The sequence below is a fragment of the Streptomyces bikiniensis genome, from assembly GCF_000716625.1.
In the GTDB taxonomy this organism is placed as follows: Bacteria; Actinomycetota; Actinomycetes; order Streptomycetales; family Streptomycetaceae; genus Streptomyces; species Streptomyces bikiniensis.
Map to the genome: position 1 here is coordinate 1 of NZ_JNXJ01000034.1, position 24,774 is coordinate 24,774.

Consider the following 24,774-nt stretch of genomic DNA (forward strand, 5'->3'; position numbering starts at 1 on the left):
GTACTGCAGGGGGGACCCTGTGGGAGAGTAGGACACCGCCGAACAATCATTGTGGGAAAGCCCCGCACCTCCTGGTGCGGGGCTTTTCTGCGTTCGGGGCCACCGGCGTGACCCCGTGCGCGGTGGTCCGGTGAGCTGAAGGTAGGGTCAGGGGGCAACGTCGGCACCATCCCCAGCAGGAGGCCCCCGGGTGGAGGTCCAGGAGACTCGCGTTCAGACCGACCGGGTCCTCACCATCCCCAACATTCTCAGCATGGCGCGCCTCGTCGGCGTGCCGCTGTTTCTGTGGTTGATTCTCCGCCCCGAGTTCGGCGGCCCCAAGAGCGACGGGTGGGCGCTTCTCGTCCTGGCGCTCAGTGGTGTCAGCGACTACCTCGACGGGAAACTCGCCCGACGCTGGAACCAGATCAGCAGCCTCGGCCGGCTGCTCGATCCCGCCGCCGACCGCCTGTACATCCTGTCCACCCTCGTGGGCCTCACCTGGCGGGAGATCCTGCCGCTCTGGCTGACCGTCGCCCTCCTGGCGCGTGAGGCCATGCTCCTGGTCATGGTGGGAATCCTCCGCCGACACGGCTACCCGCCGCCGCAGGTCAACTTCCTCGGAAAAGCTGCGACTTTCAACCTCATGTACGCGTTCCCGTTGCTGCTTCTCAGTGACGGAACGGGCTGGCTTTCGTCACTCGCTGAAGTTTTCGGGTGGGCCTTCGCCGGATGGGGTACAACTCTGTATTGGTGGGCAGGGATCCTCTACGTGGTCCAGGTCCGTCGACTCGTGAAGACGGATACCGAGGCCGATTGAGCCCGTTCCTTCTGTGTCGAGCAGCGTCGCCGGCAACAACGAGGACGTCCGTGGGCTACTGAGCGGACAGGCGAAGTCGGCAGGACCGTCATCTCTTGAAGGAGGACGCTTCCGACATGAAGGCCGTCGTGATGGCCGGTGGCGAGGGAACCCGTCTTCGCCCCATGACCTCGAGCATGCCCAAGCCTCTTCTGCCGGTGGTGAACCGGCCGATCATGGAGCACGTCCTACGACTGCTCAAGAGGCACGGTCTCAACGAGACCGTCGTCACCGTTCAGTTTCTCGCCTCTCTGGTCCGAAATTACTTCGGTGACGGCGAAGAGCTCGGGATGGAGCTCACCTATGCCAATGAGGAGAAGCCGCTCGGTACAGCGGGAAGCGTGAAGAACGCCGAGGAAGCGCTGAAGGACGACGCCTTCCTCGTCATCTCGGGGGACGCGCTCACCGATTTCGATCTCACCGATCTCATCGCCTTCCACAAGGAGAAGGGCGCACTCGTCACGGTCTGCCTCACCCGGGTGCCGAACCCCCTGGAGTTCGGGATCACGATCGTCGACGAGGAGGGCAAGGTCGAACGCTTCCTGGAGAAGCCGACCTGGGGCCAGGTCTTCTCGGACACCGTGAACACGGGCATCTACGTGATGGAACCCGAGGTGTTCGACTACGTCGAGGCCGACACGTCGGTCGACTGGTCGGGGGACGTCTTCCCGCAGCTCATGAAGGAGGGCAAGCCGATCTACGGCTATGTCGCCGAGGGCTACTGGGAGGACGTCGGTACGCACGAGAGCTATGTGAAGGCCCAGGCGGACGTCCTGGAGGGCAAGGTCCAGGTCGACATCGACGGCTTCGAGATCTCGCCCGGGGTGTGGGTCTCGGAAGGCGCCGAGGTGCACCCCGACGCCGTGCTGCGGGGACCGCTCTACATCGGTGACTACGCCAAGGTCGAGGCCGGTGCCGAGATCCGCGAGCACACCGTCGTCGGGTCGAACGTGGTCGTCAAGAGCGGGGCCTTCCTGCACAAGGCCGTCGTCCACGACAACGTCTACATCGGCCAGCAGAGCAATCTGCGCGGCTGTGTGATCGGCAAGAACACCGACGTCATGCGGGCCGCCCGGATCGAGGACGGAGCCGTCATCGGGGACGAGTGCCTGGTCGGTGAGGAATCGATCGTGCAGGGCAACGTCCGGGTCTACCCGTTCAAGACGATCGAGGCCGGCGCGTTCGTCAACACCTCGGTCATCTGGGAGTCCCGGGGCCAGGCCCACCTCTTCGGCGCGCGCGGGGTCTCCGGCATCCTCAACGTGGAGATCACCCCCGAGCTGGCCGTCCGCCTCGCGGGCGCGTACGCCACGACCCTGAAGAAGGGCTCGACCGTCACCACGGCCCGTGACCACTCCCGAGGCGCCCGCGCGCTGAAACGGGCGGTGATCTCGGCGCTGCAGGCCAGCGCCATCGACGTACGCGACCTGGAGAACGTACCGCTGCCGGTGGCGAGACAGCAGACCGCGCGCGGAAGCGCCGGCGGCATCATGATCCGGACCTCGCCCGGTGTGCCCGACTCCGTCGACATCATGTTCTTCGACGAGCGCGGCGCCGACCTCTCGCAGGGCGGGCAGCGCAAGCTCGACCGGGTGTTCGCGCGCCAGGAGTACCGGAGGGCCTTCCCCGGCGAGATCGGAGACCTCTCCTTCCCGGCGAGCGTCTTCGACTCGTACACCGGGTCGCTGCTGCGGAACGTCGACACCTCCGGGATCGCGGAGGCCGGCCTCAAGGTCGTCGTGGACGCCTCCAATGGCAGCGCCGGGCTCGTCCTGCCCAGCCTGCTCGGACGGCTCGGGGTCGACTCGCTGACGATCAACCCCGGTCTCGACGAGTCCAGGCCCACGGAGTCGGTCGAGAGCCGACGGGCCGGACTCGTACGGCTCGGGGAGATCGTGGCCTCGGCGCGCGCCGCGTTCGGCGTGCGGTTCGACCCCGTCGGCGAGCGTCTTTCGCTCGTGGACGAGCGGGGCCGGATCATCGAGGACGACCGGGCGCTCCTGGTGATGCTGGACCTGGTGGCGGCCGAACGGCGCTCCGGGCGGGTCGCGCTGCCGGTGACCACCACGCGGATCGCCGAGCAGGTCGCCGCGTACCACGGCACCCAGGTCGAGTGGACGACCACCTCGCCCGACGACCTCACCCGGGTCGGCCGGGAGGAGTCCACGATCTTCGGCGGCGACGGGCGCGGCGGGTTCATCGTGCCCGAGTTCAGCAGCGTCTTCGACGGGACCGCCGCCTTCGTGCGGCTGATCGGTCTCGTGGCGCGGACGCAGCTCACGCTGAGCCAGATCGACGCCCGGATCCCGCGGGCCCACGTCCTCAAGCGGGACATCGCGACCCCGTGGGCCGTGAAGGGGCTCGTGATGCGCAAGGTGGTCGAGGCGGCGGGCAACCGCTCCGTCGACACCACCGACGGCGTCCGGGTGGTCGAGGCCGACGGGCGCTGGGTGATGGTGCTGCCCGACCCGGCCGAAGCCGTCACCCATCTGTGGGCGGAAGGTCCCGACGACACCTCCGCGCAGGCCCTGCTCGACGAGTGGGCCGCGGTGGTCGACAGCGCAGGCAGCTGACGCGGTCGACCCGTCCGGCGGGTAGGTGCCCGAGGGGTGCCTCCCCGCCGGACGGAGGGGCCATTCGGCGGTATGCCGCACGACGTGCGACGATGTGCGGCATGTCGCAGCAGCCCCCCGTTCGGAGCACCGGATCACCGCCGCCGCGGCCGGACGCGTCCATGTCGCTGCTGAACAACGTGATCGACCACGCCCTGGACGACGGGTACGCCGAGGCGACCGCGCGGCGCGCCGCCGAGGGCGGTGGGACGCCCCGCAGCGTGCGGGCGAAGCTCGGCGTCGCCGCCGGCCTGCTCCTCGCGGCCGCCGTGGTGACCGTCGGCGGGGCCGAGGCGCGGGTCTCCGCGCCGATCGTCGCCAAGGAGCGGCAGGAGCTGATCGACCGGATCGAGGCGGAGTCGTCGGGGGCCGACGGTCTGGAGCAGGACATCGAGCGGATCCGGGCCGAGGTCGGGGAGCGGCAGCGGCAGGCGCTCCAGGAGTACGGCGGGGACCAGGCCGAGCTGGTGGGGCTGCTCTCGGGCGCGACGCCGGTGCACGGCCCCGGGGTGCGGCTCGTCGTGGACGACGCCAAGGGCACCGACACCGGTGGCGGCGGACCGCGGGAGAGCAGCGGTTTCTCCGACACGGGCCGGGTCCGCGACCGGGACATGCAGCGCGTGGTCAACGGGCTGTGGGAGTCGGGCGCCGAAGCCGTCGCGATCAACGGGCAGCGGCTGACATCGCTGTCCGCGATCCGGGCCGCCGGCGACGCGATACTGGTCGACAACAAGCCGCTGGTGCCGCCGTACACCGTCCTCGCGATCGGGAACGGGCAGAAGCTGAGCACCGCGTTCCAGGACAGCGCCGACGGGCAGTACCTGCACGCGCTGGTGGAGAACTTCGGGATCAGGAGCAGCATCTCCGCCGAGGGCGACGTGCGCCTGCCGGCCGCGCCGAGCCTGACCGTACGTACCGCAGAGCCGAGGGGGGCCGGGGCGACGCCCTCCGGTCGGGCCACGGCCGACACAGGGAAGGGCACATCGTGATCGCCGTACTGGGCCTGATCGTCGGAGTGGTGGTCGGACTGTTGGTCCGCCCCGAGGTTCCGGCGGTGGTCGAGCCCTATCTTCCGATCGCCGTGGTCGCCGCCCTCGATGCGGTCTTCGGCGGGCTGCGGGCCATGCTCGACGGGATCTTCGTGGACAAGGTCTTCGTGGTCTCCTTCCTGTCCAACGTGGTCGTGGCCGCGCTGATCGTCTTCCTCGGCGACAAGCTGGGCGTGGGCGCGCAGCTGTCGACCGGCGTGGTCGTCGTCCTCGGCATCCGGATCTTCTCCAACGCGGCCGCCATCCGGCGCCATGTCTTCCGGGCGTGAGACCGATGAACGAGAACCCGCAGAACTCACAGAACCCGCAGAATCCCGAGGAGCCGGAGAGCCCCCGGGTCCCCCGGAACGCGCAGAGCCCGCAGAGCCCTCAAGGGCCGCCGGACCCCCGGGCTCCCCAAGCCCCCCGGAACCCCCAGGGCCCCCAGGGACCGGATCCGAGGGAACCCCGTGGCCCGGAGGTGCGGCGGCCCTCCGGGGAGCCCGGGGCTCCGACAGGGCCCGGGGCGGCCGGGACTCCGGAAAGGCCCGCCGTGCCCGAGGACGAGAGCACCCGGGCCCTCCGGAAGGTGGAGCCGCGCCCGCCCTCCCCGCACCCCCACCAGCACCGGAAGCCCTCCGGCGAGGCCGTGCCCGGTACGCCCCCGGCCCCGGGCGGCGCGGACCGGGGCGTACGGGAGCCCGGAGTGTCCCCCGCGTCCGGTCCGTCCCCGGCCGCCGAACCGCCGGCCGCGGGCACGCCCGCACGGGACGAGCAGGGCGGGCGCCGCAGGCTGGTCTCCGCGCTGTGGCCGCCCAGAGTGACCCGGGCCCAACTCGTCGTCGCCCTGCTGCTGTTCGGCCTCGGGCTCGGCCTGGCCATCCAGGTCTCCTCGACCAGTGACAACAGCGCGCTCCGGGGCGCACGCCAGGAGGACCTGGTGCGCATCCTCGACGAGCTCGACGACCGCACGCAGCGCCTGGAGGACGAGAAGGCCCGCCTGGAGAAGCAGCGTTCCGAGCTGGAGTCCAGCTCGGACCAGGCCGAGGAGGCGCGCAAGCAGACCCGGGAGAAGGAGCGGCAGCTCGGCATCCTGGCCGGTACGGTCGCCGCCGAGGGGCCCGGCATCACCCTGTCCGTCGGAGACCCCACCGGGTCCGTCGAGTCGGACATGCTGCTCGACGCCATCCAGGAGCTGCGCGCGGCGGGCGCCGAGGCGATCCAGGTCAACGGCGTACGGGTGGTGGCGGACAGCTATTTCACCGGTAGCGGTGACGACATGCGGATCGATGGAACGAAGGTGGCCGCTCCGTACGTCTTCAAGGTCATCGGCAAGCCGGAGGATCTCGAGCCCGCGCTCAACATCCCCGGCGGTGTCGTGCAGACCCTCGAGAAGGAGCAGGCCACGGCCACGGTGGAGCGGTCGGCGAAGATCGTCGTCGACGCCTTGCGACCGGCGAAGCGGCCTGACTACGCTCAGTCGTCCTCGCAGTGAGGAGGCGTACGAGGGGGGTCCCGCGACAAGGGCAGGGCCTTGCGGGGGGTCGGCGCATCACAACGGTGGTGCGTGGTGGAAACTGTCCGGAGGATACGGACGTTGTGAAGGTGTCCGGGTCGGCAGGTGTGATGGATCTCGGTTCGTCCTGCCCCACGGGCGGGTCTGTTTCGGTCAAGGGGAATCGCCCGTGAAGTTGTTTGCGAAGTTGTTCGGCAAGAGCGCACGCGAGGACGGCGGCAACGCCCGGCACCGCGCGCCGCGCCACGCCCAGAGCGAGGAGCAGGGCGGCGAGCGCCCGCTCTTCCGTGACGAGGTCGAGGGTCGGGGCGGTGACATTCCGGGCGCACCGGGCGCGTCTTCTGTTGACCCCGCCGGGGCCGCCCGCATAGGTTTCGGAGAACCATCGACCTCGAGTACGGGTGGAGGGTTTGCCCCCGACCCGTACGCGACACAGACCTCGGCGGGGCAGCCGCGGCAGGAGGATGCGTCCATGCCGGTGTGTACGAGGTGCGGTCACCGCAACGCGGCCGACAGCCGCTTCTGCTCCCACTGCGGCACGCCGCTGCGGGGCGGGGTCGCTCCCGAGCGCGCGTCGGAGACGACGTCCACGATCTCCATCTCGGGTCTGGAGGCCTACGACGCGGAGGTCACCGGCCAGACCGCGCTGCCCTCGCTCTCCCCGGAGGCGCTGGCGGCCGTGGAGGCGCTGCCGCCGGGCTCCGCGCTCCTCGTGGTGCGCCGGGGGCCGAACTCCGGCAGCCGGTTCCTCCTCGACGGGGAGCTGACGACGGCCGGCCGTCACCCGCAGAGCGACATCTTCCTGGACGACGTCACGGTCTCCCGGCGGCACGTCGAGTTCCGGCGGGGGCAGGACGGCAGTTTCACCGTCTCCGACGTCGGCAGCCTCAACGGCACGTACGTCAACCGCGAGCCGATCGACTCGGTCGTTCTGTCCAACGGTGACGAGGTGCAGATCGGCAAGTACCGGCTGGTCTTCTATTCGAGCCAGCGGGGCGTGTGACGCCCCGGGGAACCCCCTTCAGGGAAGGTCCATGCTGCGAACACCGACGGGCGGTGCCGGATCCGGCACCGCCACCGCGGGCGACAGGCTGGTCAGCATCGGCACGGTGCTGAACCAGCTGCGCGACGAGTTTCCGGAAGTGACCATCTCCAAGATCCGGTTCCTGGAGGCCGAGGGGCTCGTCGAGCCCCGGCGGACGGCTTCCGGGTACCGGAAGTTCAGCCCGCAGGACGTGGAACGGCTCGCCCGGATCCTGCGGATGCAGCGGGACCACTACCTTCCGCTGAAGGTCATCCGCGAGCACCTCGACGCCCTCGCCAGGGGGGAGCGGATCGAGCTCCCGGCGCCCGGGCGCCGACGGGACCTCCTGGAGGGGCCCTGGGAGCAGGAGGCGGAGCCGCCGGCCGCCGCGCGGCTCGGACGGGCCGAGCTGCTCGCCGCCGCCGAGGTCACCGAGGCCGAGCTCGCCGAGTGGGAGTCGTACGGTCTGATCGCCGAGACGGAGGGCGGGGGCTACGAGGCCGAGGCCGTCACCGTCGCCCGGCTCGTGGCGGATCTGGGGAGATTCGGTCTGGAGCCCCGCCACCTGCGGTCCGTGAAGGCGGCCGCCGACCGGGAGGCCGGACTGATCGAACAGGTGGTCGCACCGCTGCGCCGGCACCGCAATCCGCAGACCAGGGCCCATGCGGAGGCCACCGCCCAGGAGCTGGCCGCGCAGTCCGTACGGCTGCACGCGGCCCTGGTGCAGATCGCCCTGGGCGCCCGATCCAAGTGACCCCGGAGGGGCCCGACTATCCAAACCGGTCGGGCACGTCCTAGGGTTGCTGTGTGAACGAGCTCGACGTTGTGGGTGTCCGAGTGGAAATGCCCTCCAATCAGCCGATCGTGCTCCTGCGTGAAGTGGGAGGCGATCGTTACCTCCCCATCTGGATCGGACCGGGGGAGGCGACCGCGATCGCCTTCGCGCAGCAGGGGATGGCCCCTCCGCGGCCGCTGACGCACGACCTGTTCAAGGACGTGCTGGAGGCCGTGGGGCAGGAGCTCACCGAAGTCCGCATCACTGATCTGCGTGACGGGGTCTTCTATGCCGAACTGGTCTTCGCCAGCGGCGTCGAGGTGAGCGCCCGGCCGTCCGACGCGATAGCGCTGGCCCTCCGGACCGGGACACCGATCTTCGGCAGCGACGGCGTCCTGGACGACGCCGGCATCGCGATTCCGGACGAGCAGGAGGACGAGGTGGAGAAGTTCCGCGAATTCCTCGACCAGATCTCACCGGAGGACTTCGGGACCAACAGTCAGTGAAACCGGGCGGTACGGCCGGAGGCCGTTCGCGGGGCGTTGTCAGGGCATTCGAGTAGCCTTTCCCCGAAGAGAGACACGGGAAACCACTCTCAGGGTGATTATCACTCGGCGTGCCGAGTGTGGCGATCGTTGACGCACCCCGAGTGACTGCCTACCTTCGTGTGGGCAGGTCAAGGACGGAGGGTCGGCGTGATGAGCAGCGCGGACGGTACGGCGGGCAGCTCCCTCGGACGGGTGTCCGGGGAGAACGGTCCGTATCCGCTTCACGGCAGGGTGGGCGACTTCGGTACGGAGGCCGGTGCGGGCGCGGCGGACGAGGTGATCGGCTACCGCGGCCCCACGGCGTGCGCGGCCGCCGGCATCACCTACCGCCAATTGGACTACTGGGCGCGCACCGGGCTCGTGGAGCCGAGCGTGCGGCCCGCGTACGGGTCGGGGACGCAGCGGCTCTACAGCTTCCGTGACGTCGTCGTCCTGAAGATCGTCAAGCGTTTCCTCGACACCGGGGTGGCCCTGCAGAACATCCGGGCCGCCGTGCAGCACCTGCGGGCCCGGGGCTTCCGGGACCTGGAGCGGATGACGCTCATGAGCGACGGGGCCACGGTCTACGAGTGCTCCTCGCCCGACGAGGTCGTCGACCTGCTCCAGGGCGGGCAGGGCGTCTTCGGGATCGCCGTCGGGGTGGTCTGGCGGGACGTGGAGGCGGCGCTCTCGCAGCTGCACGGGGAGCGGGTGGACACCGGCGAGACGCTTGTGGGGCACAACCCCGGCGACGAGCTGGCCCGGAGACGGCGGGACCGCGCGGTCTGAGCCGGTTTACGGGACGGCTCCCGGAGCGGTTCCCGGGCCGGCCCCGTCGCGGGGCGGGCCGGGGGTGGTCCCGGGGGCGGCCCCGTCGCGGGGCGGTCGGGCGTTGTCAGTGCCGTGGGGGAACATCGGGGGCGTGAGAACCGCGCCGACGATCCTGCATCTCGACATGGATGCGTTCTTCGCCGCCGCAGAGCAGGCGGCGAAGCCCAGCCTGCGCGGAAAACCCGTGGTCGTGGGCGGGCTCGGGCCACGGGGCGTGGTCGCCACCGCCTCGTACGAGGCGCGCCGCTTCGGGGTCCACTCGGCGATGCCGATGGGCCAGGCGCGGCGGCTCGCGCCGAACGCGGCCTACCTCGTGCCGCGCTTCGCCTTCTACCGGTCGATCAGCGAGCAGGTCATGCGGCTGCTCGGACTCCTGTCCCCGCTCGTGGAGCCCCTCAGCCTCGACGAGGCCTTCGTGGACCTGGAGGCGGGGGGCGTCGCCGACGACACCGCGAGCGCGCGGGCGGTGGGGGAGCGGCTGCGGGCCGACATCCTCGCGACGACCGGGCTCACCGGGTCGGTGGGGCTCGCGGGGTCCAAGATGCTCGCGAAGATCGCCTCCGAGCAGGCGAAGCCGGACGGGCTCGCCCTCATACCGCCGGGCACCGAGCGGGAGCTCCTCGGACCGAAGTCCGTGCGGATCCTGCCCGGGGTCGGGCCGGCGACCGGGGAACACCTGCGGCGGGCCGGGATGACGACCGTGTCCGACCTCGCGGAAGCGGGCGAGGACGAGCTCGTACGGCTCCTGGGGCGGGCGCACGGGGCCTCGCTATACCGCATGGCCCAGGGGCACGACGACCGGCCCGTGGTGGCCGAGCGGGACGCCAAGTCCGTCTCCGTCGAGGACACCTTCGCCGTGGACCTGCACGACCGGGTACGGATCCGGGGCGAGGTCGAGCGGCTCGCGGAGCGGTGTGTGGAGCGGCTGCGGGCGTCGGGGCACTCGGGGCGGACGATCGTCCTGAAGGTGCGGAGGTTCGACTTCTCGACGCTGACCCGGTCCGAGACGCTGCGGGGGCCGACGGACGCGCTCGGGGTCGTGCGGGAGGCGGCGGGGCGGCTCCTGGACTCCGTGGACACCACGGGGGGCGTGCGGCTGCTCGGGGTGGGGGTGAGCGGGCTCGCGGACTACACGCAGGAGGACCTGTTCGCCCAGGCGGAGCTGGTGGGGGAGCGGCACGCGGAGGGTGCCGCTCCGGTGGCGCCCGAGGTCGCGGTGGCCGAGCCGGCCGGGCCCGTCGAGGCCGCCGAGCGGTACTGGGCGCCCGGGCACGACGTGCGGCACGCGGTGCACGGGGCCGGGTGGGTGCAGGGGAGCGGGCTCGGGCGGGTCACGGTGCGGTTCGAGGAACCGGGGTCGGCGCCGGGGCGGGTGCGGACGTTCGCCGTGGACGATCCGGAACTGGAGACGGGGGAGCCGTTGCCGCTGGTACGGGAGCCGGTGCCGGTGCCGGTTCCGTCGGCGGCCGCGGGTCTGCCCGGGAGCGGTGCCGCGCCGTCGGCGGCCGCGGGCCGTGGGGGTGCGCCCGGCCTGGCGGCCGGGCCGGATTCCCGCCCGCACCACCGGTGACGGTGGGCGGGCGGAGGTGTGGGCCTTCTCTTGGGGGTGCCGCGCCGTCGGCGGCTGCGGACCGTGGGGTGTTTCCGGCCGGGCCGGGGATCGACCGTCGCCCGTCGAGGTCGGCGGGCCTTCCGGCGTGCGGGACCCGCTGCGGGCCGGTGGCGGCGGCCGACCCGGTTGAGCCGGGCTTTCCGGTGTGGAGGGAGCGGCTTCGGGTCAGCCGCCCTCCTGGCCCGCCAGGCGGCCGAAGTCCTTGTCCGGGGCGTCCGTGGGGGGCGGGGGGAGGGCGAGGCTGTAGTGGCGGTAGAGCTGGAGTTCCTGCTCCGGGGAGAGGTGCCGGCCCACGCCGAAGTCCGGGGCGTCCTTGATGAGGGCGCGTTCGAACGGAACGTGGAGGCCGTCGTCGAGCAGGTCGCTCGGCTCCAGGGGGACGAACGCGTCCCTGCTGAACAGGCCGGTGCGGACCGCGGCCCACTCCGGTACGCCCGTCGCGTCGTCCAGGTACACCTCGTCGACGGTGCCGATCTTGTGTCCGTTCCGGTCGTACGCCTTGCGGCCGATCAGGCTGCGCGGATCGATGTCGGTCTGCACGGTCCCTCCAACTGGTCGCAACTCCTCTACCCCCTACCAAAGGGCACATCCGGGATGTCGGCCACTTGAGCGAAGGGAGCCGCAACCGCGCTGGTAGGCTGGGTGTGGCTGTCGACCCCGTGCGGGAGAGTCCCCCGGAGAAACCTTCCGGTGGGCGCCGAAGGAGCAAATCCTCCCCGGAATCTCTCAGGCCCCCGTACCGCACGGACGAGGTCACTCTGGAAAGCAGAGCGGATGTCCGACGGCATGCGCTCTCACCGACGGTGAAAGCCAGCGTGCCGCGAGGCGCGCCGGTGAAGCTCTCAGGTTGAGATGACAGAGGGGGAGGCCGTCCGGGCACCCGCGCCGTGGTGCCCCTCGCAGGTCGTGACGACCAGGAGGCCTCCGTACATGACCGCCAACCGCATTCCGCTCTCCGAGCTCGAACAGGGCATCCCGTTCGAGCAGCGGCACATCGGGCCCGACGCCGAGGCCCGGGCCAAGATGCTCGCCCAGGTCGGTTACGGCTCGCTCGACGAGCTCACGGCCGCCGCGGTGCCGGACGTGATCAAGAACGCCGAGGCGCTGGGCCTGCCGGCCGCGCGCACCGAGGCCGAGGTGCTCGCCGAGCTGCGCGCGCTCGCCGACCGCAACCAGGTCCTCGCCCCGATGATCGGCCTCGGCTACTACGGCACCTTCACCCCGCCGGTGATCCTCCGGAACGTGATGGAGAACCCCGCCTGGTACACGGCCTACACGCCGTACCAGCCGGAGATCTCCCAGGGCCGCCTGGAGGCCCTGCTGAACTTCCAGACCATGGTCGCCGACCTGACCGGCCTGCCCACCTCCGGCGCCTCCCTGCTCGACGAGGGCACCGCCGCCGCCGAGGCCATGGCGCTGTCCCGCCGCGTCGGCAAGGTCAAGAAGGGCGTCTTCCTGATCGACGCCGACGCCCTGCCGCAGACGATCGCCGTCATCGAGACCCGTGCCGAGCCGACCGGCGTCGAGGTCGTCGTCGCCGACCTGAGCGAGGGCATCCCCGCCGAGATCGCCGAGCGCGGCGTCTTCGGCGTGCTGATCCAGTACCCCGGCGCCTCCGGCGCCGTCCGCGACATCAAGCCGCTGATCGACGCGGCCCACGAGCTGGGCGCGATCGTCACCGTCGCCGCCGACCTGCTCGCCCTCACCCTGCTCACCTCGCCCGGCGAGCTGGGCGCCGACATCGCCGTCGGCACCACGCAGCGCTTCGGCGTCCCCATGGGCTTCGGCGGACCGCACGCCGGTTACATGGCCGTCCAGGACAAGCACGCCCGCTCCCTGCCCGGCCGTCTCGTGGGCGTGTCCGTCGACGCCGACGGCAACCGCGCGTACCGCCTGGCCCTCCAGACCCGCGAGCAGCACATCCGCCGCGAGAAGGCCACCAGCAACATCTGTACCGCCCAGGTGCTGCTCGCCGTCATGGCCGGCATGTACGCCGTCTACCACGGCCCCGACGGCCTCAAGGGCATCGCGCTCCGCACCCACCGGTACGCCGCGATCCTCGCCGCCGGCCTGCGCGCCGGAGGCGTCGAGCTGACCGGGGACGTCTTCTTCGACACCCTCACCGCCCGCGTCCCCGGCAAGGCCGACGAGGTCGTGGCCGCCGCCCGCAAGGCCGGCGTGAACCTGTACCGCGCCGACGCCGATCACGTCTCGGTCTCCTGCGACGAGACCACCACGCGCGAGCAGCTCGCCGCCGTCTGGGCCGCCTTCGGCGTCACCGCCGACGTCGAGGCCCTGGACGCCGCCACCGAGGACGCGCTGCCCGCCGGTCTGCTGCGCTCCGACGCGTACCTGACCCACCCGGTCTTCCACGCGCACCGCTCCGAGACCTCGATGCTGCGCTACCTGCGCCGTCTCGCGGACCGCGACTACGCGCTCGACCGCGGCATGATCCCGCTCGGCTCCTGCACGATGAAGCTGAACGCGACCACCGAGATGGAGCCGGTGACCTGGCCCGAGTTCGGCCAGATCCACCCCTTCGCCCCGGTCGAGCAGGCCCAGGGCTACCTGACGCTCATCACCGAGCTGGAGGAGCGCCTCGCCGAGGTCACCGGCTACGACAAGGTGTCGATCCAGCCCAACGCCGGTTCGCAGGGCGAGCTGGCCGGTCTCCTCGCCGTCCGCGCGTACCACCGGGCCAACGGCGACGAGCAGCGCACGGTCTGCCTCATCCCGTCCTCCGCGCACGGCACCAACGCCGCCTCCGCCGTGATGGCCGGCATGAAGGTCGTCGTGGTCAAGACCGCCGACGACGGCGAGGTCGACGTCGAGGACCTGCGGGCCAAGATCGCCCAGTACCGCGACGAGCTGTCCGTCCTGATGATCACCTACCCGTCCACGCACGGCGTGTTCGAGGAGCACGTCGCGGACATCTGCGCCGAGGTCCACGAGGCCGGCGGCCAGGTGTACGTCGACGGCGCCAACCTCAACGCCCTGGTCGGCCTGGCCAAGCCCGGCCACTTCGGCGGCGACGTCTCGCACCTGAACCTGCACAAGACCTTCTGCATCCCGCACGGCGGCGGCGGCCCCGGCGTCGGCCCGGTCGGCGTCCGCGCCCACCTCGCCCCGTACCTGCCGAACCACCCGCTCCAGCCCACCGCGGGCCCGGAGACCGGCGTCGGCCCGATCTCGGCCGCCCCGTGGGGCTCCGCCGGCATCCTGCCGATCTCCTGGTCGTACGTGCGCCTGATGGGCGGCGAGGGCCTCAAGCGCGCCACCCAGGTCGCGGTGCTCGCGGCGAACTACGTCGCCAAGCGCCTGGAGCCGCACTTCCCGGTGCTCTACACCGGTCCGGCCGGCCTGGTCGCCCACGAGTGCATCGTGGACCTGCGCCCGCTGTCCAAGGCGACCGGCGTCACCGTCGACGACATCGCCAAGCGTCTGATCGACTACGGCTTCCACGCGCCGACGATGTCCTTCCCGGTGGCCGGCACGCTGATGATCGAGCCGACCGAGTCCGAGGACCTGACCGAGCTGGACCGCTTCTGCGACACGATGATCGCGATCCGGGCCGAGATCGAGAAGGTCGCCGGGGGCGAGTGGCCGGCGGACGACAACCCGCTGCACAACGCCCCGCACACCGCGGCAGCGCTCGGCGGCGCGTGGAACCACCCGTACACGCGGGAGGAGGCGGTCTTCCCGGCCGGCGTCTCGGCCGCCGACAAGTACTGGCCGCCGGTGCGCCGCATCGACGGCGCCTTCGGCGACCGGAACCTGGTCTGCTCCTGCCCGCCGCTGGACGAGTACGACCACTGAGGCCGCGGGCCTTCACGGCCGGGTCTCACGACCGAGGGCCGGTCCGGAGAGTTCTTCTCCGGGCCGGCCCTCGGGCTTCGTCCCTCGTACGGCCCGCTCAGGCGGCGGTCGTCACCCGGCCCGCCGCGAGCGGCCGGTGCGGGGCGATGATCTGCCCGTCCGGCAGGAGCTCACCGGTGTCCTCGAAGAGCAGGACGCCGTTGCACAGCAGGCTCCAGCCCTGCTCCGGGTGGTGTGCCGTCAGTCGGGCCGCCTCGCGGTCGGCGGAGTCGGCGGTGGGACAGGCGGGCTGGTGCTGGCACATGGATGGGTTCTTTCGCTGCGTCGTGGTGGATGTCCTGCGGCTCTGCGCGCTCATGGCCGCCCCCGTCGGTCGGTTCGGTTCCGGTCCAAGTCTTGCCCCCGGGACGGACTTCCGCAGGTATTTCGCGGCAGCTCGTCCTCTCCTGGGAGGACGCGTCACCCGCAGGGGCGGTTCGGCTCGACCACCCCGTCCCTTCGGGTGGTTCGGGGTGGTCCGAGCGGGCTAGTCCGTACGGGAGGGGTGTTCGGACGGGGCGTTCGGGCGGGTGGTCCGGACAGCAGTGCGCCCCGTGGCCCGGTCGGGGCACGGGGCGCGGGTGCGCGTGCGGTGGATCAGGCGGGCGCCGCCGAGCCCAGGAGGGGCGGCGGCGCGAGGCGCGTGCTGAGGACGGGCAGGAGGTCGGCGACCGGGTACGGGCGGTGGGACGCGATCCCCGGGGGTGCGGGGGCCAGGGGCACCATCAGGTCGGCGGCGCCCGGGGCGACGGTGGTGTCGTCGGCCTCCGGGGCGGTGGCGCCGTCCGGTTCCGGGACGGCGTGCAGCCAGAGGGTCAGCATGTAGAGCTCCGGCACGGAGAGCAGCCGGGGCCGGTAGGCGACCGGCAGGCCCTCGGCCTGGTGCAGGGCCCGTTCCGTGGCGGAGACGTACGGTCCCTCGAAGAAGTGCGAGAAGGACCAGCCGTCCGGAGTGAGCATGGTGTCCGCGGCGGCGATCGTCCGGTCCCCGTTCCGGATCAGGAAGCGCCACCCGGCGAGCCGGGTGCGGGGAGGGTGTCCCGGGGCTCCGGTGACGCCCAACACGTGGACGGGCAGCGGGAGTTCGGGGCTCAGTGGTCCCTGCGCGGCCCGCAGGGCGGGGGTGCGCGCCTCACGGACGGCGGTCGGTGAGCCGAGCGCCGCGAGGACGCTGCGGAGGGCCGGCGCGGGGGCCGGAGAGGGTCGGAGCATGGTGGGTCGCCTCTCGCTCAGGAGACACGGTGACGCGTGGGCAGGTACGACGGCGCTGTCGGCGGCGGGGCCAGAGAGGGGCCATGGGGCCATGGCCGGGCGCCAACACTCTGCCTCGTCCGCGGAGTTTATACGACATGTGTTCACACAGTGTTTCCGCTAGACGTCGCCGATATTCCTGACAAGACCTCATCAGGTCGTCTTCGAGGGGCGTCGAAGCGGAATCAGGAGGACGATACCGCTCTCGCCTGCGCACACCGCGAGGAGCCGGTCGGCTGAATTGCGACCCCGATTTTCGGGACAATATGACATTGGTATATGTCGTTCGTCGCGTGCCCGTGGAATGTGCCGTTGGAGTGCTGCATCCAGCCTATCCTCCGACAGGCCCGTTCCGCAGGCGTTGTGGATCAAAGAGGTGGGCATCATGGTCCGTGACGCGCGGCCGCCCTGACGGCCGCCCACCCGGGGAAGGACGCTTCGATGGGCGAGAAGGTCGTGGCCGACGGGTTCGGCCCGTCCGACCGGCAGCAGTACCGGAGGAAACTCCAGCAATGTCTGGCGGGGCTCGCGAGGCTCCTGGCGGAGAAGAGGTTCGACCGCCCGCGCAATCTCATGGGCGTGGAGATCGAGCTCAATCTCGCCGGTGCGGACGGTCTGCCCCGCATGCTGAACGGTCCGGTTCTCGAAAAGATCGCGAGCCCCGATTTCCAGACGGAACTCGGAATGTTCAACCTCGAAGTGAACATCGCCCCCCACCAGCTGGAGGGGCACGTGTTCGACCGGCTCGCGGAGGAGATCGGAGCCGGAATCGGATACGCCGACCGCAAGGCGGCGGAGCTCGACGCGGGCGTCGTCATGATCGGCGTGCTGCCCACCCTCGAACAGCACGACCTGGTCCCCGAGAACCTGTCGGACAACGACCGCTACGCCCTCCTCAACGACCAGATACTGGCCGCGCGGGGCGAGGACCTCATCCTCGACATCCACGGCGTCGAACGCCTCCAGTGCACCTCGGAGTCGATCGTCCCCGAGGCCGCCTGCACCTCGGTCCAACTCCACCTCCAGGTCACCCCGGCCCGGTTCGCCGCCGTCTGGAACGCGGCGCAGGCCGTCTCCGGGGTGCAGATCGCGCTCGGCGCCAACGCCCCCTTCGTCTTCGGCCGGGAGCTGTGGCGGGAGTCCCGCCCGCCGCTCTTCCAGCAGGCCACCGACACCCGGCCGCCCGAGCTCCAGTCCCAGGGGGTGCGGCCGCGCACCTGGTTCGGGGAGCGCTGGATCGACTCGGCGTACGACCTCTTCGAGGAGAACCTGCGCTACTTCCCCGCCCTCCTCCCCCTCCACGACGAGGAGGACCCGCTGCTCGTCCTCGACCGGGGCGGGGTGCCGCGCCTCCAGGAGCTCGTCCTGCACAACGGCACGGTCTACCGCTGGAACCGGCCGGTGTACGGCCTGGTCGACGGCGTCCCGCACCTGCGCGTCGAGAACCGGGTCCTGCCGGCGGGGCCGACCGTGACGGACGTGATCGCGAACGCCGCCTTCTACTACGGCCTGGTGCGCGCGCTCGCCGACGAGACCCGGCCGGTGTGGAAGCGGATGTCCTTCGAGGACGCCGAGGCCAACTTCGACACGGCCTGCCGCCACGGCATCGAGGCGGAGCTGCGCTGGCCCCGGCCGGGGCGCGCGGGCGGCGTCGCCACCCTGCCGGCCGTACGGCTCGTCCTGGAGGAACTGCTGCCGCTCGCCGCGGCCGGGCTCGACGCCTGGCACGTCGAGCCCGCCGACCGGGACCGCTACCTCGGGGTGATCGAGCAGCGCTGCCGACGGCGGGTGAACGGCGCCTCCTGGCAGGTCGACACCTTCCACCGGGCCCTGGAGGGGGGCCTGGACCGCAAGACGGCGCTCGCGGCGATGACGCGCCGGTACCGGACGCTGATGCGGGAGGGGGAGCCGGTCCACACCTGGCCGGTGGGGATCCACTGACACCCGCTTCCCGGTCCCCGTGCCTCTCCCGGGCGGTTCATGGGCGATCATGTCCGGACGGTTCGGGTCGTTCGGAAAGTGGGGACAGGCGTGGTGTCGGAGCAACGCGTGAGAGACGCTTCCCCGCCCCCCGGGGGCCTGCCGCGCACGGTGCTGCGCTCCGAGACGCTCATCGTGCTCGCCCTCTCGCTCGGGGCGAGCGCGGTGTCGGCCCTCATCAGCTTCATCGGCTCGCTGACCAGACCCGGGGCGCTGAAGGAGCAGGCGGCGACGCTCAACGGCTCGTACGCCCCCGGGAGGCCCTGGCTCGACCTGTCCTGGCAGCTCTTCGGCATCGCCACGGCCCTGGTGCCGGTCGTCCTCGTCGCCCACCTGCTGCTGCGCGAGGGCTCCGGGATGCGGGCCATCGGCTTCGACCGCACCCGCCCGTGGCCCGACCTCGGGCGCGGGGCGCTGGTCGCGGCGGGGATCGGCAGCGCCGGGCTCGCCTTCTACCTGGCGGCGCGGGCGACCGGGTTCAACCTGACGGTGGTTCCCGAGTCGCTGCCGGACGTGTGGTGGAAGTATCCGGTCCTCATCCTGTCGGCGATCCAGAACTCCGTCGTGGAGGAGGTCGTCGTCGTCGGCTACCTGCTGCGCAGGCTGGGGCAGTTGGGATGGACGCCGATGGCCGCGCTGGTGGCCAGCTCGGTGCTGCGCGGCTCGTACCACCTCTACCAGGGCGTCGGCGGCTTCATCGGCAACGTGGTGATGGGCGTGGTCTTCGTCCTGCTGTACCGCCGCTGGGGCCGGGTCGGGCCGCTGGTCGTGGCGCACGCGCTGCTCGACATCGTGGCCTTCGTCGGGTACGGGCTGCTCGCGGGGAAGGTGGGGTGGCTGCCGACCGTGTGACGGACGGCCGTTCGTGGCGAAGGGGCGTACGGGATCCTCCGTGCGCCCCTTCCGCCGTTCTCCGGCCGGTCGGCCGCTCAGGCGTGCAGCTCGCCGTCGACGACCGTGACGGCGCGGCCGCCGAGGAGGGTGCGGTCGCCGCGCAGCCGGGTGCGGACGAGGCCGGTGCGGGCGCCGCCCTGGAGGCCGGTGAGCTCGTCGCGGCCGAACCGGGCCGACCAGTAGGGGGCGAGCGCGGTGTGGGCGCTGCCGGTCACCGGGTCCTCGTCGATGCCGACCGCCGGGAAGAAGCCGCGCGAGACGAAGTCGTAACCGGAGTCCGGGCGTTCGGCGGCGGCGGTCACGACGGTCCCGCGCGAGGACATGGTCTTCAGGGCGGCGAAGTCCGGGGCGAGGGAGCGGACGGCGGCCTCGTCGCGCAGTTCGACGAGGAGGTCCCCGATGTGGACCCCGGTGTCGTGGACGGCGACGATCTCGGCGCCGAGCGCCTCCTCCAGGCCGTCCGGGGCCGCGACGGGGGTGAGGGGGGAGGTCGGGAAGTCCATGGTGATCGTGCCGTCGGCCTCGGCGGTGGCGCCGAGGACGCCGCAGCGGGCCGCGAAGCGGACGGTGCCGGTCGCGGCGCCGGTGGTGTGCAGGACGTGCGCGGTGGCCAGGGTGGCGTGGCCGCACATGTCGACCTCGGTGGTCGGCGTGAACCAGCGCAGGGCCCAGTCCGCCTCGCCGTCGGCGGGCAGCGGGTGGGCGAAGGCGGTCTCGGAGAGGTTGACCTCGGCGGCGACGCTCCGGAGCCAGGCGTCCTCGGGGAAGGAGTCGAGGAGGAGGACCCCCGCGGGGTTGCCGGAGAAGGGCCGGTCGGTGAAGGCGTCGACGATTCGGATGCGCATGGCGCCGACGGTACCGGGGGCGGTTTTCCGGCGGCCAAGGCCAATCGCGGAGAACTGGACCGACCGCTTCGCGCGTCGTCGGACGTGGAACCGGACGCGGAAGGTGCCGCCGTGCGCGGACTCGGGGGGCTCCGACGATGTTCGGGTAGGCGGGCGGCCGGTGGGTCCTGGTCCTCTGTCCGGTGCTGCTGTGGGTGCCGTTCGGGCCCTTCCTGACGGGGGCCGTGGGGGCGTGGTGCGCGGCCCGGCCCGGGTGGCGGCCGCGCCCGTGGTCGGTGCTGCTCCCGCTGGTGCCGGTGGGGGTCTCCGCGGCCGTGACGGTCCTTCCCCCCGGACCAGGAGAAGCGCACCGAGGACCTCGTCGGCCATGTCGCCGTCCACATCGGCGGCATCACGCCGCTGCCCTGGCTCCCCGGGTACGGGACCACCCGTCCGGTGCGGGCCGTGCGGGCGCGCCGGGGCGGGGGCGCTTCCGCGGGGTGAGCGCGGGAGGGAGCCGGGGGTCCTCCCCGGACGTCACGCGGGCGGGTCGCCGATCGGCGGGGGTGTGGTGCGGGCCAGGTAGGAGGGGAGGTCGTCCAGCGTGCCGGGGCCGGTGAAGAACCCCTCCGCGGCGGCCAGCTCCCTCGCGAACCCCGGCGCGCGTTCCTCGATCGCCTCTTCCAGGGGCCGGGGCCGTCGCGAAGGCCGTTCGCGGGCCGCGGCATTGAGGTCGTCCACGGTCGCCAGCATCAGCCGCTGCCACTGTTCGCCCTGCTCGGCGAGCGCGTAGACGCCGGAGAGCAGGTCGGCCGCGTCGAAGGGCCGGATGAGGGTGGAGGGGTCCGTACCCACGACGGGGCGGAGCTTCCAGCCCCCGGCGCGGGCGGCGAGCCGCAGCGCGCCGGCCCAGTTCCTGATCCGTCCCAGGCGTACGTACACCGCATCGCCGGTGTGCGGGGGCAGGCGGCCGCCGTGGAGGGGGTTGGTGGCCGCCACCAGGTCGGCCAGGATCGGGCCCTCCGCCTCCGTCGGGGCCCACGGTCCCTCCTGCCGGGCTTCCAGGGCGGCGTACGTCCAGTCCTCGGCCGCGGCCAGGCGGGACGCGAAGTCCGCCGGGCCGTTGAGCGGTGCGTACGGGTACTCGGCTGTCACGGACCCAGTATCGGTGCCGGGGCGCGTCAGCGGCCGTCGCGCAGTGCGAGGACGTACCTCGCGGTGAGGGCGACGGCGGGGTCCTCGTCGTGGGACAGGGATCCGAGGGCCCGGGACGCCGTGGGGCCCGGAACGTCCGCGAGGGCCTGGGTCAGGCGGCGGCGTGCGGGCGTTCCGGTGGGGGCGAACGCGAGGCGGTCGACGAGGGCGCCGGCGATCCGGTCTGCCAGGGCGGGGTCGTCCGCGAGCGCGCTCAGCGCGTCGGCCGCGTCGACGTCGTTCGCTCCCTTGGCGTTCGCTCCCTCCGTCCCTCCCCGCCTCCCCGTCTCCCCGACGACCAGGTCGACGAGCGTCGGGATCGCGTCGGCCGAGCCCCGCGCCCCGAGTGCCAGGGCCGCGTGCCCGCGGACCGTGGCATCGGGGTGCGCGAGGGCGTCCCGCAGGAGTGCGGTCGCCTCCTCGCCCGGCAGCTCGGCGAGGGACCGCACGGCCCGTTCCCGTACCTCGGGGGCCGGGGAGTCGAGGCCCTCCGCCAGGAGTGCCGGACCGTTCTCGCCCGCCCGGGCCAGGGCCCAGCGCAGGGCCCCGGCGACGTTCGGGTCCGACTCGTCCAGCACCGCCTCGACCAGCGCCTCCACCGGCAGGGCGGCCTCTTCGGACGTGGCCAGGGCCGCGCGCTGGCGCGCGTCCGCGTTCTTCGACCCGAGTGCCTGGAGGAGCGCGACGGTCCGGAGGACGTCCTCCCAGCCGGCGGGTTCCGCCGCGCCGATCCGGTGGAGCCGCGTGAGCAGTTCCGTCTCCGCCGCGATGCGCTCCCGGGTCCGGCGGGCGAGGCCGGCGACGAGCTCGGCGGGCGCGAAGCCGGGGTCGTCGAGGGCGCGCCCGACCTCGCGCAGCGAGAGGCCCAGCGACCGCAGGCTCTCGATGTGGAAGATCCGCCGGATGTCCTCGTCGGAGTACTCCCGGTAGCCCGAGCCGGTGCGTCCCGTCGGGCGCACCAGGCCGAGCGACTCGTAGTGCCGGAGCATGCGGGCGCTGACCCCGGACCGCCGGGCCACGTCACCGATCAACACGCCTGTCACTCCTCCCGGGCGGCCCCGCCGAGGGCCACGACGCGCTTCGCCTCCTCGACCGCGGACTCGAATCCGGCGTCCGGGTCGCGCCGCAGCCGCTCCGTGGCGATCGCGTGCGCCCGCACCTCGGGGTCGGGGTCCGTCGCCGCCGCGGCGAGGACCGGCGGCGCCGCCTCCCCGAGCGCGATCAGCGCCCGGCTGAGGCTCAGCCGCGTCTCGCGTCCGCCGCGTCCGAGCTGTGTCGCCAACCCTACGGCCAGCTCGTGCTCCTCACCCTCGGGCACGAGCACGACCGCCGCCCGCCACGCGCTCCGGGCCACCTCGTCGTCGGCGTCGGCCAGCAGCGCCGGGGTGATCACCGGCCACGCCCGCCGGTCCCCGATCTTGGACAGGGTGTGCAGGGCCTGGCTCCGCGCCCGCGCGTTCTCCGAGCGGACCTCTGGGAGGAGCCTCGGGACCGTCGCCGACGCCGGGTGACGGGTGAGCGCCCACGTCAGCATCTCCCGTACGGAGAAGTCGGGTTCGACCGCGCACCGCTCGACCAGCTCGTCCACGCATCCCCGGCCCGGGGCCGTGCCGACCGCCAGGGCCGCCCGCAGCCGGACCGACGGGTCGTCGCTCCCCAGCGCCCGCAGGGCCCGTACCGCCCCGTCCTCTTCCTTCGGCATGGTCATCGGGACCACCTCCTCGGCGCCAGTGAAGACCTTGACACCGTGGCAAGGTCAAATACGGGTTTCGGCGGGGTGGCCCACGCCCTAGGGTGTGCCGATGCCGACGATCAGGAAGTTTCAGGTCACCTTCGACTGTGCCGATCCCGAACGCCTCGCCCGTTTCTGGTGTGAGGTGCTGGGCTACGTCGTGTCGCCGGTGCCGGAGGGCTTCGACACGTGGGACGACTACCACCGCTCGCTGCCGCCCGGGCGCGAGGTGAAGTGGTTCTCCTGCGTCGATCCCTCGGGCGAGGGCCCACGACTGCTCTTCCAGCGCGTCCCCGAGGGCAAGGTCGTCAAGAACCGGGTGCACCTCGACGTACGGGCCGGCACCGGGCTCGTGGGCGAGGAGCGGCTGACCACGCTCCAGGCGGAGTGCGCGCGGCTGGTCGAGCTCGGAGCGGTCCATCTGTACACGCTGTTCGCCGACGAGGAGAACGAGTCCTGCGTCGTGATGCAGGACATCGAGGGAAACGAGTTCTGTCTGGACTGAGGTCCGTGAGGGCGCCCGGCCGGGGGCGAGCGGGTCGGGCGGCCCGGGGCCACTCGGCACGGGGGCCGACCGCGACGGCCGCGCCGGCCCGGCAGCGGGCTCCCCACCGATGCGAGGGCGGAACTCGTCATCGCCCGGTCCGGGAACGGCGGCAGAGCCACGTCGCCGGGGACGGAGGCGGGCTGCTCGCGACCGTCCGCGGTGAGACCGACAGGGACCGGCGCCGCGCGGAAGCCCGGCGGCTCCGGTGCTCGCCGAACCAACCACCGCCGCGGAGCGCCCGGCGGGCGCCGCAGACCTCGGCGTCGTAGACGTCCCGGCACCGGTCCCGGACGTTGCCGGGCACGTCGTGGAGCCCCCACGGGTCGGGGGACCTGCCGCCCGCCTCGTGGACGTGCTCGTGCGAGTCGCCGCGGTACCGGCCGATTTCGCCGGGATTCCCGTAGCGCGGCCCGGTCGGCCCGGCGCGGAAGCGGTACGCGGGCGTGCGGCCGGCGCACGGGGACAGGGCGTCGCGGAACCGCACGGCGTCCCACCGGGAGACGCACGCGACGGGCAGCCGGTCCCCGGGGCCGGTACCCGGCCGCCGACCCGTGGCCCGTGCGCGCAATGCCCGGGCGACCGGGAACGCCGCGGGCCGGCAGAGCGCGAGTTCGACCGCCCGACCGCGTCGTGTCCGCCGGTCCGACAGTGTCGCCCGACCCGGCGGGACGGCGATCATCCCGTTCCCCATCGGCACGTCCATGGCCGGTGCGGACCTGCACGTCGTCATCCTTCGGTTCTGTTGCCCGTCGAACAGTTCCGATATATCGTTGAGGTATCGCGATGGTTCATAGAAGGAATCCCGATGGAAGGAGCGTTGCGATGCGTTCACATGGACACGAGTGCGGAAACGGACACGGAGCCGGTCGTGGAGGCCGCGGCCCCGGAGGCCGGGGAGACTTCGAGGGGCGGCGTGCCGCGTTCGGGCCCTTCGGGCCCGGGTTCGGCGGCGGACCGTTCGGCGGGGGCCCCTTCGGGGGCCGGGGGCGCGGCGGCGGCCGGGGACGGGCGCGGCGCGGTGACGTGCGGGCCTCGATCCTGGCGCTCCTGAAGGACCGCCCGATGCACGGCTACGAGATGATCCGCGAGATCGGCGAGCGCAGCGACGGGGCCTGGAAGCCCAGTCCCGGCTCCGTCTACCCCACCCTCCAGCTCCTGGAGGACGAGGGGCTGATCACCAGCGCGAGCGAGGGCGGCAAGAAGCTGTTCACGCTCACCGAATCCGGGCGCGCCGAGGCCGAGGAAGGGCCCGACGCCCCCTGGGAGGAGGCCGGGCGCGGAGTCGACTGGGACGCCGTGAACGAGATCCGGCAGGCCGGGTTCGGCCTGATGGAGGCGTTCGGGCAGGTCTGGAAGACCGGCAGCCCCGAGCAGCGGGAGAAGGCGGTCGCCGTGATCAACGAGGCGCGCAAGAAGCTGTACCTGATCCTGGCCGACGAGCACTGAGGCCCGGAAGTGCGCGAGGGGCCCGCGGCGACCGCCGCGGGCCCCTTTCCCGTCCCCGGGCGCTCAGTGGTGGTGGACCGTCAGCTCCGCCGTGGTCGGGCCCGCCCCGTCGCCGATCCACCGGATCTCCGCCGAGTCGAAGCTGTCGGAGGCGCGCGGCGCCCCGTCCTCCTCGTGGCAGTGGAACGCGGCCCAGAACAGATCGGCCGGCAGCGCCTCCCGGGGCGCGTACACCCGGTACACGTACTGCCGCCCGTCGAGCGCGAGCAGACCCACCATCCAGAACAC

The 24,774-nt window shown here is 72.4% G+C and carries 23 protein-coding genes and 1 riboswitch; of the genes, 15 read left to right on the forward strand and 8 right to left on the reverse strand.

Translation table 11 applies throughout. From position 1 onward, the window contains the following. The first annotated feature begins 190 nt into the window (after positions 1 to 190). From OO47_RS24400 to OO47_RS24445, 10 genes are all read left to right on the forward strand, one after another. Entirely contained in the window at positions 191 to 799 is a 609-nt protein-coding gene (locus OO47_RS24400; protein WP_030221889.1) for a CDP-alcohol phosphatidyltransferase family protein, read from the forward strand. Positions 800 to 915: 116 nt separating this feature from the next. Then, on the forward strand, positions 916 to 3,411 hold the full coding sequence (locus OO47_RS24405) for a mannose-1-phosphate guanyltransferase (protein WP_030221891.1): 2,496 nt from the start codon (positions 916 to 918) through the stop codon (positions 3,409 to 3,411). A 101-nt stretch (positions 3,412 to 3,512) separates the two neighbouring features. Next, complete coding sequence (locus tag OO47_RS24410; protein WP_030221901.1) at positions 3,513 to 4,439, forward strand: DUF881 domain-containing protein; 927 nt, start codon at positions 3,513 to 3,515, stop codon at positions 4,437 to 4,439. After that, positions 4,436 to 4,768 (forward strand): small basic family protein, encoded by a 333-nt coding sequence (locus OO47_RS24415; RefSeq protein ID WP_015032176.1) that lies wholly within the window; start codon positions 4,436 to 4,438, stop codon positions 4,766 to 4,768. The genes OO47_RS24410 and OO47_RS24415 overlap by 4 nt, the downstream gene beginning before the upstream one ends. Before the next feature lie 263 nt (positions 4,769 to 5,031). Continuing rightward, complete coding sequence (locus OO47_RS24420; RefSeq protein ID WP_324606528.1) at positions 5,032 to 5,973, forward strand: DUF881 domain-containing protein; 942 nt, start codon at positions 5,032 to 5,034, stop codon at positions 5,971 to 5,973. 82 nt (positions 5,974 to 6,055) lie between these two features. Next, positions 6,056 to 6,997, forward strand: a complete 942-nt coding sequence (locus OO47_RS35390; RefSeq protein ID WP_078489888.1) for an FHA domain-containing protein — start codon at positions 6,056 to 6,058, stop codon at positions 6,995 to 6,997. A 31-nt stretch (positions 6,998 to 7,028) separates the two neighbouring features. After that, positions 7,029 to 7,772, forward strand: a complete 744-nt coding sequence (ftsR, locus tag OO47_RS24430; RefSeq protein ID WP_030221910.1) for a transcriptional regulator FtsR — start codon at positions 7,029 to 7,031, stop codon at positions 7,770 to 7,772. A gap of 53 nt (positions 7,773 to 7,825) precedes the next feature. Beyond that, positions 7,826 to 8,299: a bifunctional nuclease family protein gene (locus tag OO47_RS24435; protein WP_017238433.1), complete on the forward strand. Its 474-nt coding sequence runs from the start codon at positions 7,826 to 7,828 to the stop codon at positions 8,297 to 8,299. Positions 8,300 to 8,491: 192 nt separating this feature from the next. Further along, positions 8,492 to 9,109, forward strand: a complete 618-nt coding sequence (locus OO47_RS24440; protein ID WP_030221915.1) for a MerR family transcriptional regulator — start codon at positions 8,492 to 8,494, stop codon at positions 9,107 to 9,109. Between the two features lie 133 nt (positions 9,110 to 9,242). Then, a complete protein-coding gene (locus tag OO47_RS24445) occupies positions 9,243 to 10,721 on the forward strand; it encodes a DNA polymerase IV (RefSeq protein ID WP_078489873.1) in 1,479 nt (492 codons plus the stop codon). 207 nt (positions 10,722 to 10,928) lie between these two features. Here OO47_RS24445 and OO47_RS24450 read toward each other — a convergent pair whose 3' ends face one another. Then, positions 10,929 to 11,303 carry a PRC-barrel domain-containing protein gene (locus OO47_RS24450; protein ID WP_030221919.1) on the reverse strand — a complete coding sequence of 125 codons (375 nt, stop codon included), beginning with the start codon at positions 11,301 to 11,303 and terminating at the stop codon, positions 10,929 to 10,931. 112 nt (positions 11,304 to 11,415) lie between these two features. After that, positions 11,416 to 11,515: riboswitch (glycine riboswitch) on the forward strand. Between the two features lie 178 nt (positions 11,516 to 11,693). Here OO47_RS24450 and gcvP point away from each other — a divergent pair. Continuing rightward, positions 11,694 to 14,579, forward strand: a complete 2,886-nt coding sequence (gene gcvP, locus OO47_RS24455) for an aminomethyl-transferring glycine dehydrogenase (protein ID WP_030221922.1) — start codon at positions 11,694 to 11,696, stop codon at positions 14,577 to 14,579. 97 nt (positions 14,580 to 14,676) lie between these two features. On the opposite strand, the gene OO47_RS24460 is transcribed toward gcvP, so the two are convergent. Next, a complete protein-coding gene (locus OO47_RS24460; RefSeq protein WP_030221925.1) occupies positions 14,677 to 14,883 on the reverse strand; it encodes a DUF5999 family protein in 207 nt (68 codons plus the stop codon). 332 nt (positions 14,884 to 15,215) lie between these two features. Beyond that, positions 15,216 to 15,830: a hypothetical protein gene (locus OO47_RS24465; RefSeq protein ID WP_030221927.1), complete on the reverse strand. Its 615-nt coding sequence runs from the start codon at positions 15,828 to 15,830 to the stop codon at positions 15,216 to 15,218. A 480-nt stretch (positions 15,831 to 16,310) separates the two neighbouring features. On the opposite strand from OO47_RS24465, the gene OO47_RS24470 reads away from it, so the two are divergent. Both OO47_RS24470 and OO47_RS24475 read left to right on the forward strand, forming a co-directional pair. After that, entirely contained in the window at positions 16,311 to 17,810 is a 1,500-nt protein-coding gene (locus tag OO47_RS24470; RefSeq protein WP_030221930.1) for a glutamate--cysteine ligase, read from the forward strand. 108 nt (positions 17,811 to 17,918) lie between these two features. After that, the gene (locus OO47_RS24475; RefSeq protein ID WP_030221943.1) at positions 17,919 to 18,701 is read left to right on the forward strand and encodes a CPBP family intramembrane glutamic endopeptidase; all 783 of its coding nucleotides are present in this window, start codon (positions 17,919 to 17,921) and stop codon (positions 18,699 to 18,701) included. A gap of 77 nt (positions 18,702 to 18,778) precedes the next feature. Here OO47_RS24475 and OO47_RS24480 read toward each other — a convergent pair whose 3' ends face one another. The 4 genes from OO47_RS24480 to OO47_RS24495 form a co-directional block, all read right to left on the reverse strand. Further along, positions 18,779 to 19,588, reverse strand: coding sequence for a PhzF family phenazine biosynthesis protein (locus OO47_RS24480; protein ID WP_030221946.1), 810 nt, complete (start codon positions 19,586 to 19,588; stop codon positions 18,779 to 18,781). 516 nt (positions 19,589 to 20,104) lie between these two features. Further along, on the reverse strand, positions 20,105 to 20,722 hold the full coding sequence (locus OO47_RS34100; RefSeq protein ID WP_051716356.1) for a hypothetical protein: 618 nt from the start codon (positions 20,720 to 20,722) through the stop codon (positions 20,105 to 20,107). A 26-nt stretch (positions 20,723 to 20,748) separates the two neighbouring features. After that, positions 20,749 to 21,795, reverse strand: a complete 1,047-nt coding sequence (locus OO47_RS24490) for a HEAT repeat domain-containing protein (RefSeq protein ID WP_030221952.1) — start codon at positions 21,793 to 21,795, stop codon at positions 20,749 to 20,751. Between the two features lie 5 nt (positions 21,796 to 21,800). Further along, entirely contained in the window at positions 21,801 to 22,469 is a 669-nt protein-coding gene (locus OO47_RS24495; protein WP_030221954.1) for a HEAT repeat domain-containing protein, read from the reverse strand. Between the two features lie 94 nt (positions 22,470 to 22,563). Between OO47_RS24495 and OO47_RS24500 the strand changes: the two genes are divergently transcribed. Next, the gene (locus OO47_RS24500; protein WP_030221966.1) at positions 22,564 to 22,998 is read left to right on the forward strand and encodes a VOC family protein; all 435 of its coding nucleotides are present in this window, start codon (positions 22,564 to 22,566) and stop codon (positions 22,996 to 22,998) included. Positions 22,999 to 23,862: 864 nt separating this feature from the next. Further along, positions 23,863 to 24,486, forward strand: coding sequence for a PadR family transcriptional regulator (locus OO47_RS24510; RefSeq protein ID WP_078489877.1), 624 nt, complete (start codon positions 23,863 to 23,865; stop codon positions 24,484 to 24,486). A 63-nt stretch (positions 24,487 to 24,549) separates the two neighbouring features. Here OO47_RS24510 and OO47_RS24515 read toward each other — a convergent pair whose 3' ends face one another. Next, positions 24,550 to 24,774 (reverse strand): hypothetical protein, encoded by a 225-nt coding sequence (locus OO47_RS24515; RefSeq protein WP_033210167.1) that lies wholly within the window; start codon positions 24,772 to 24,774, stop codon positions 24,550 to 24,552.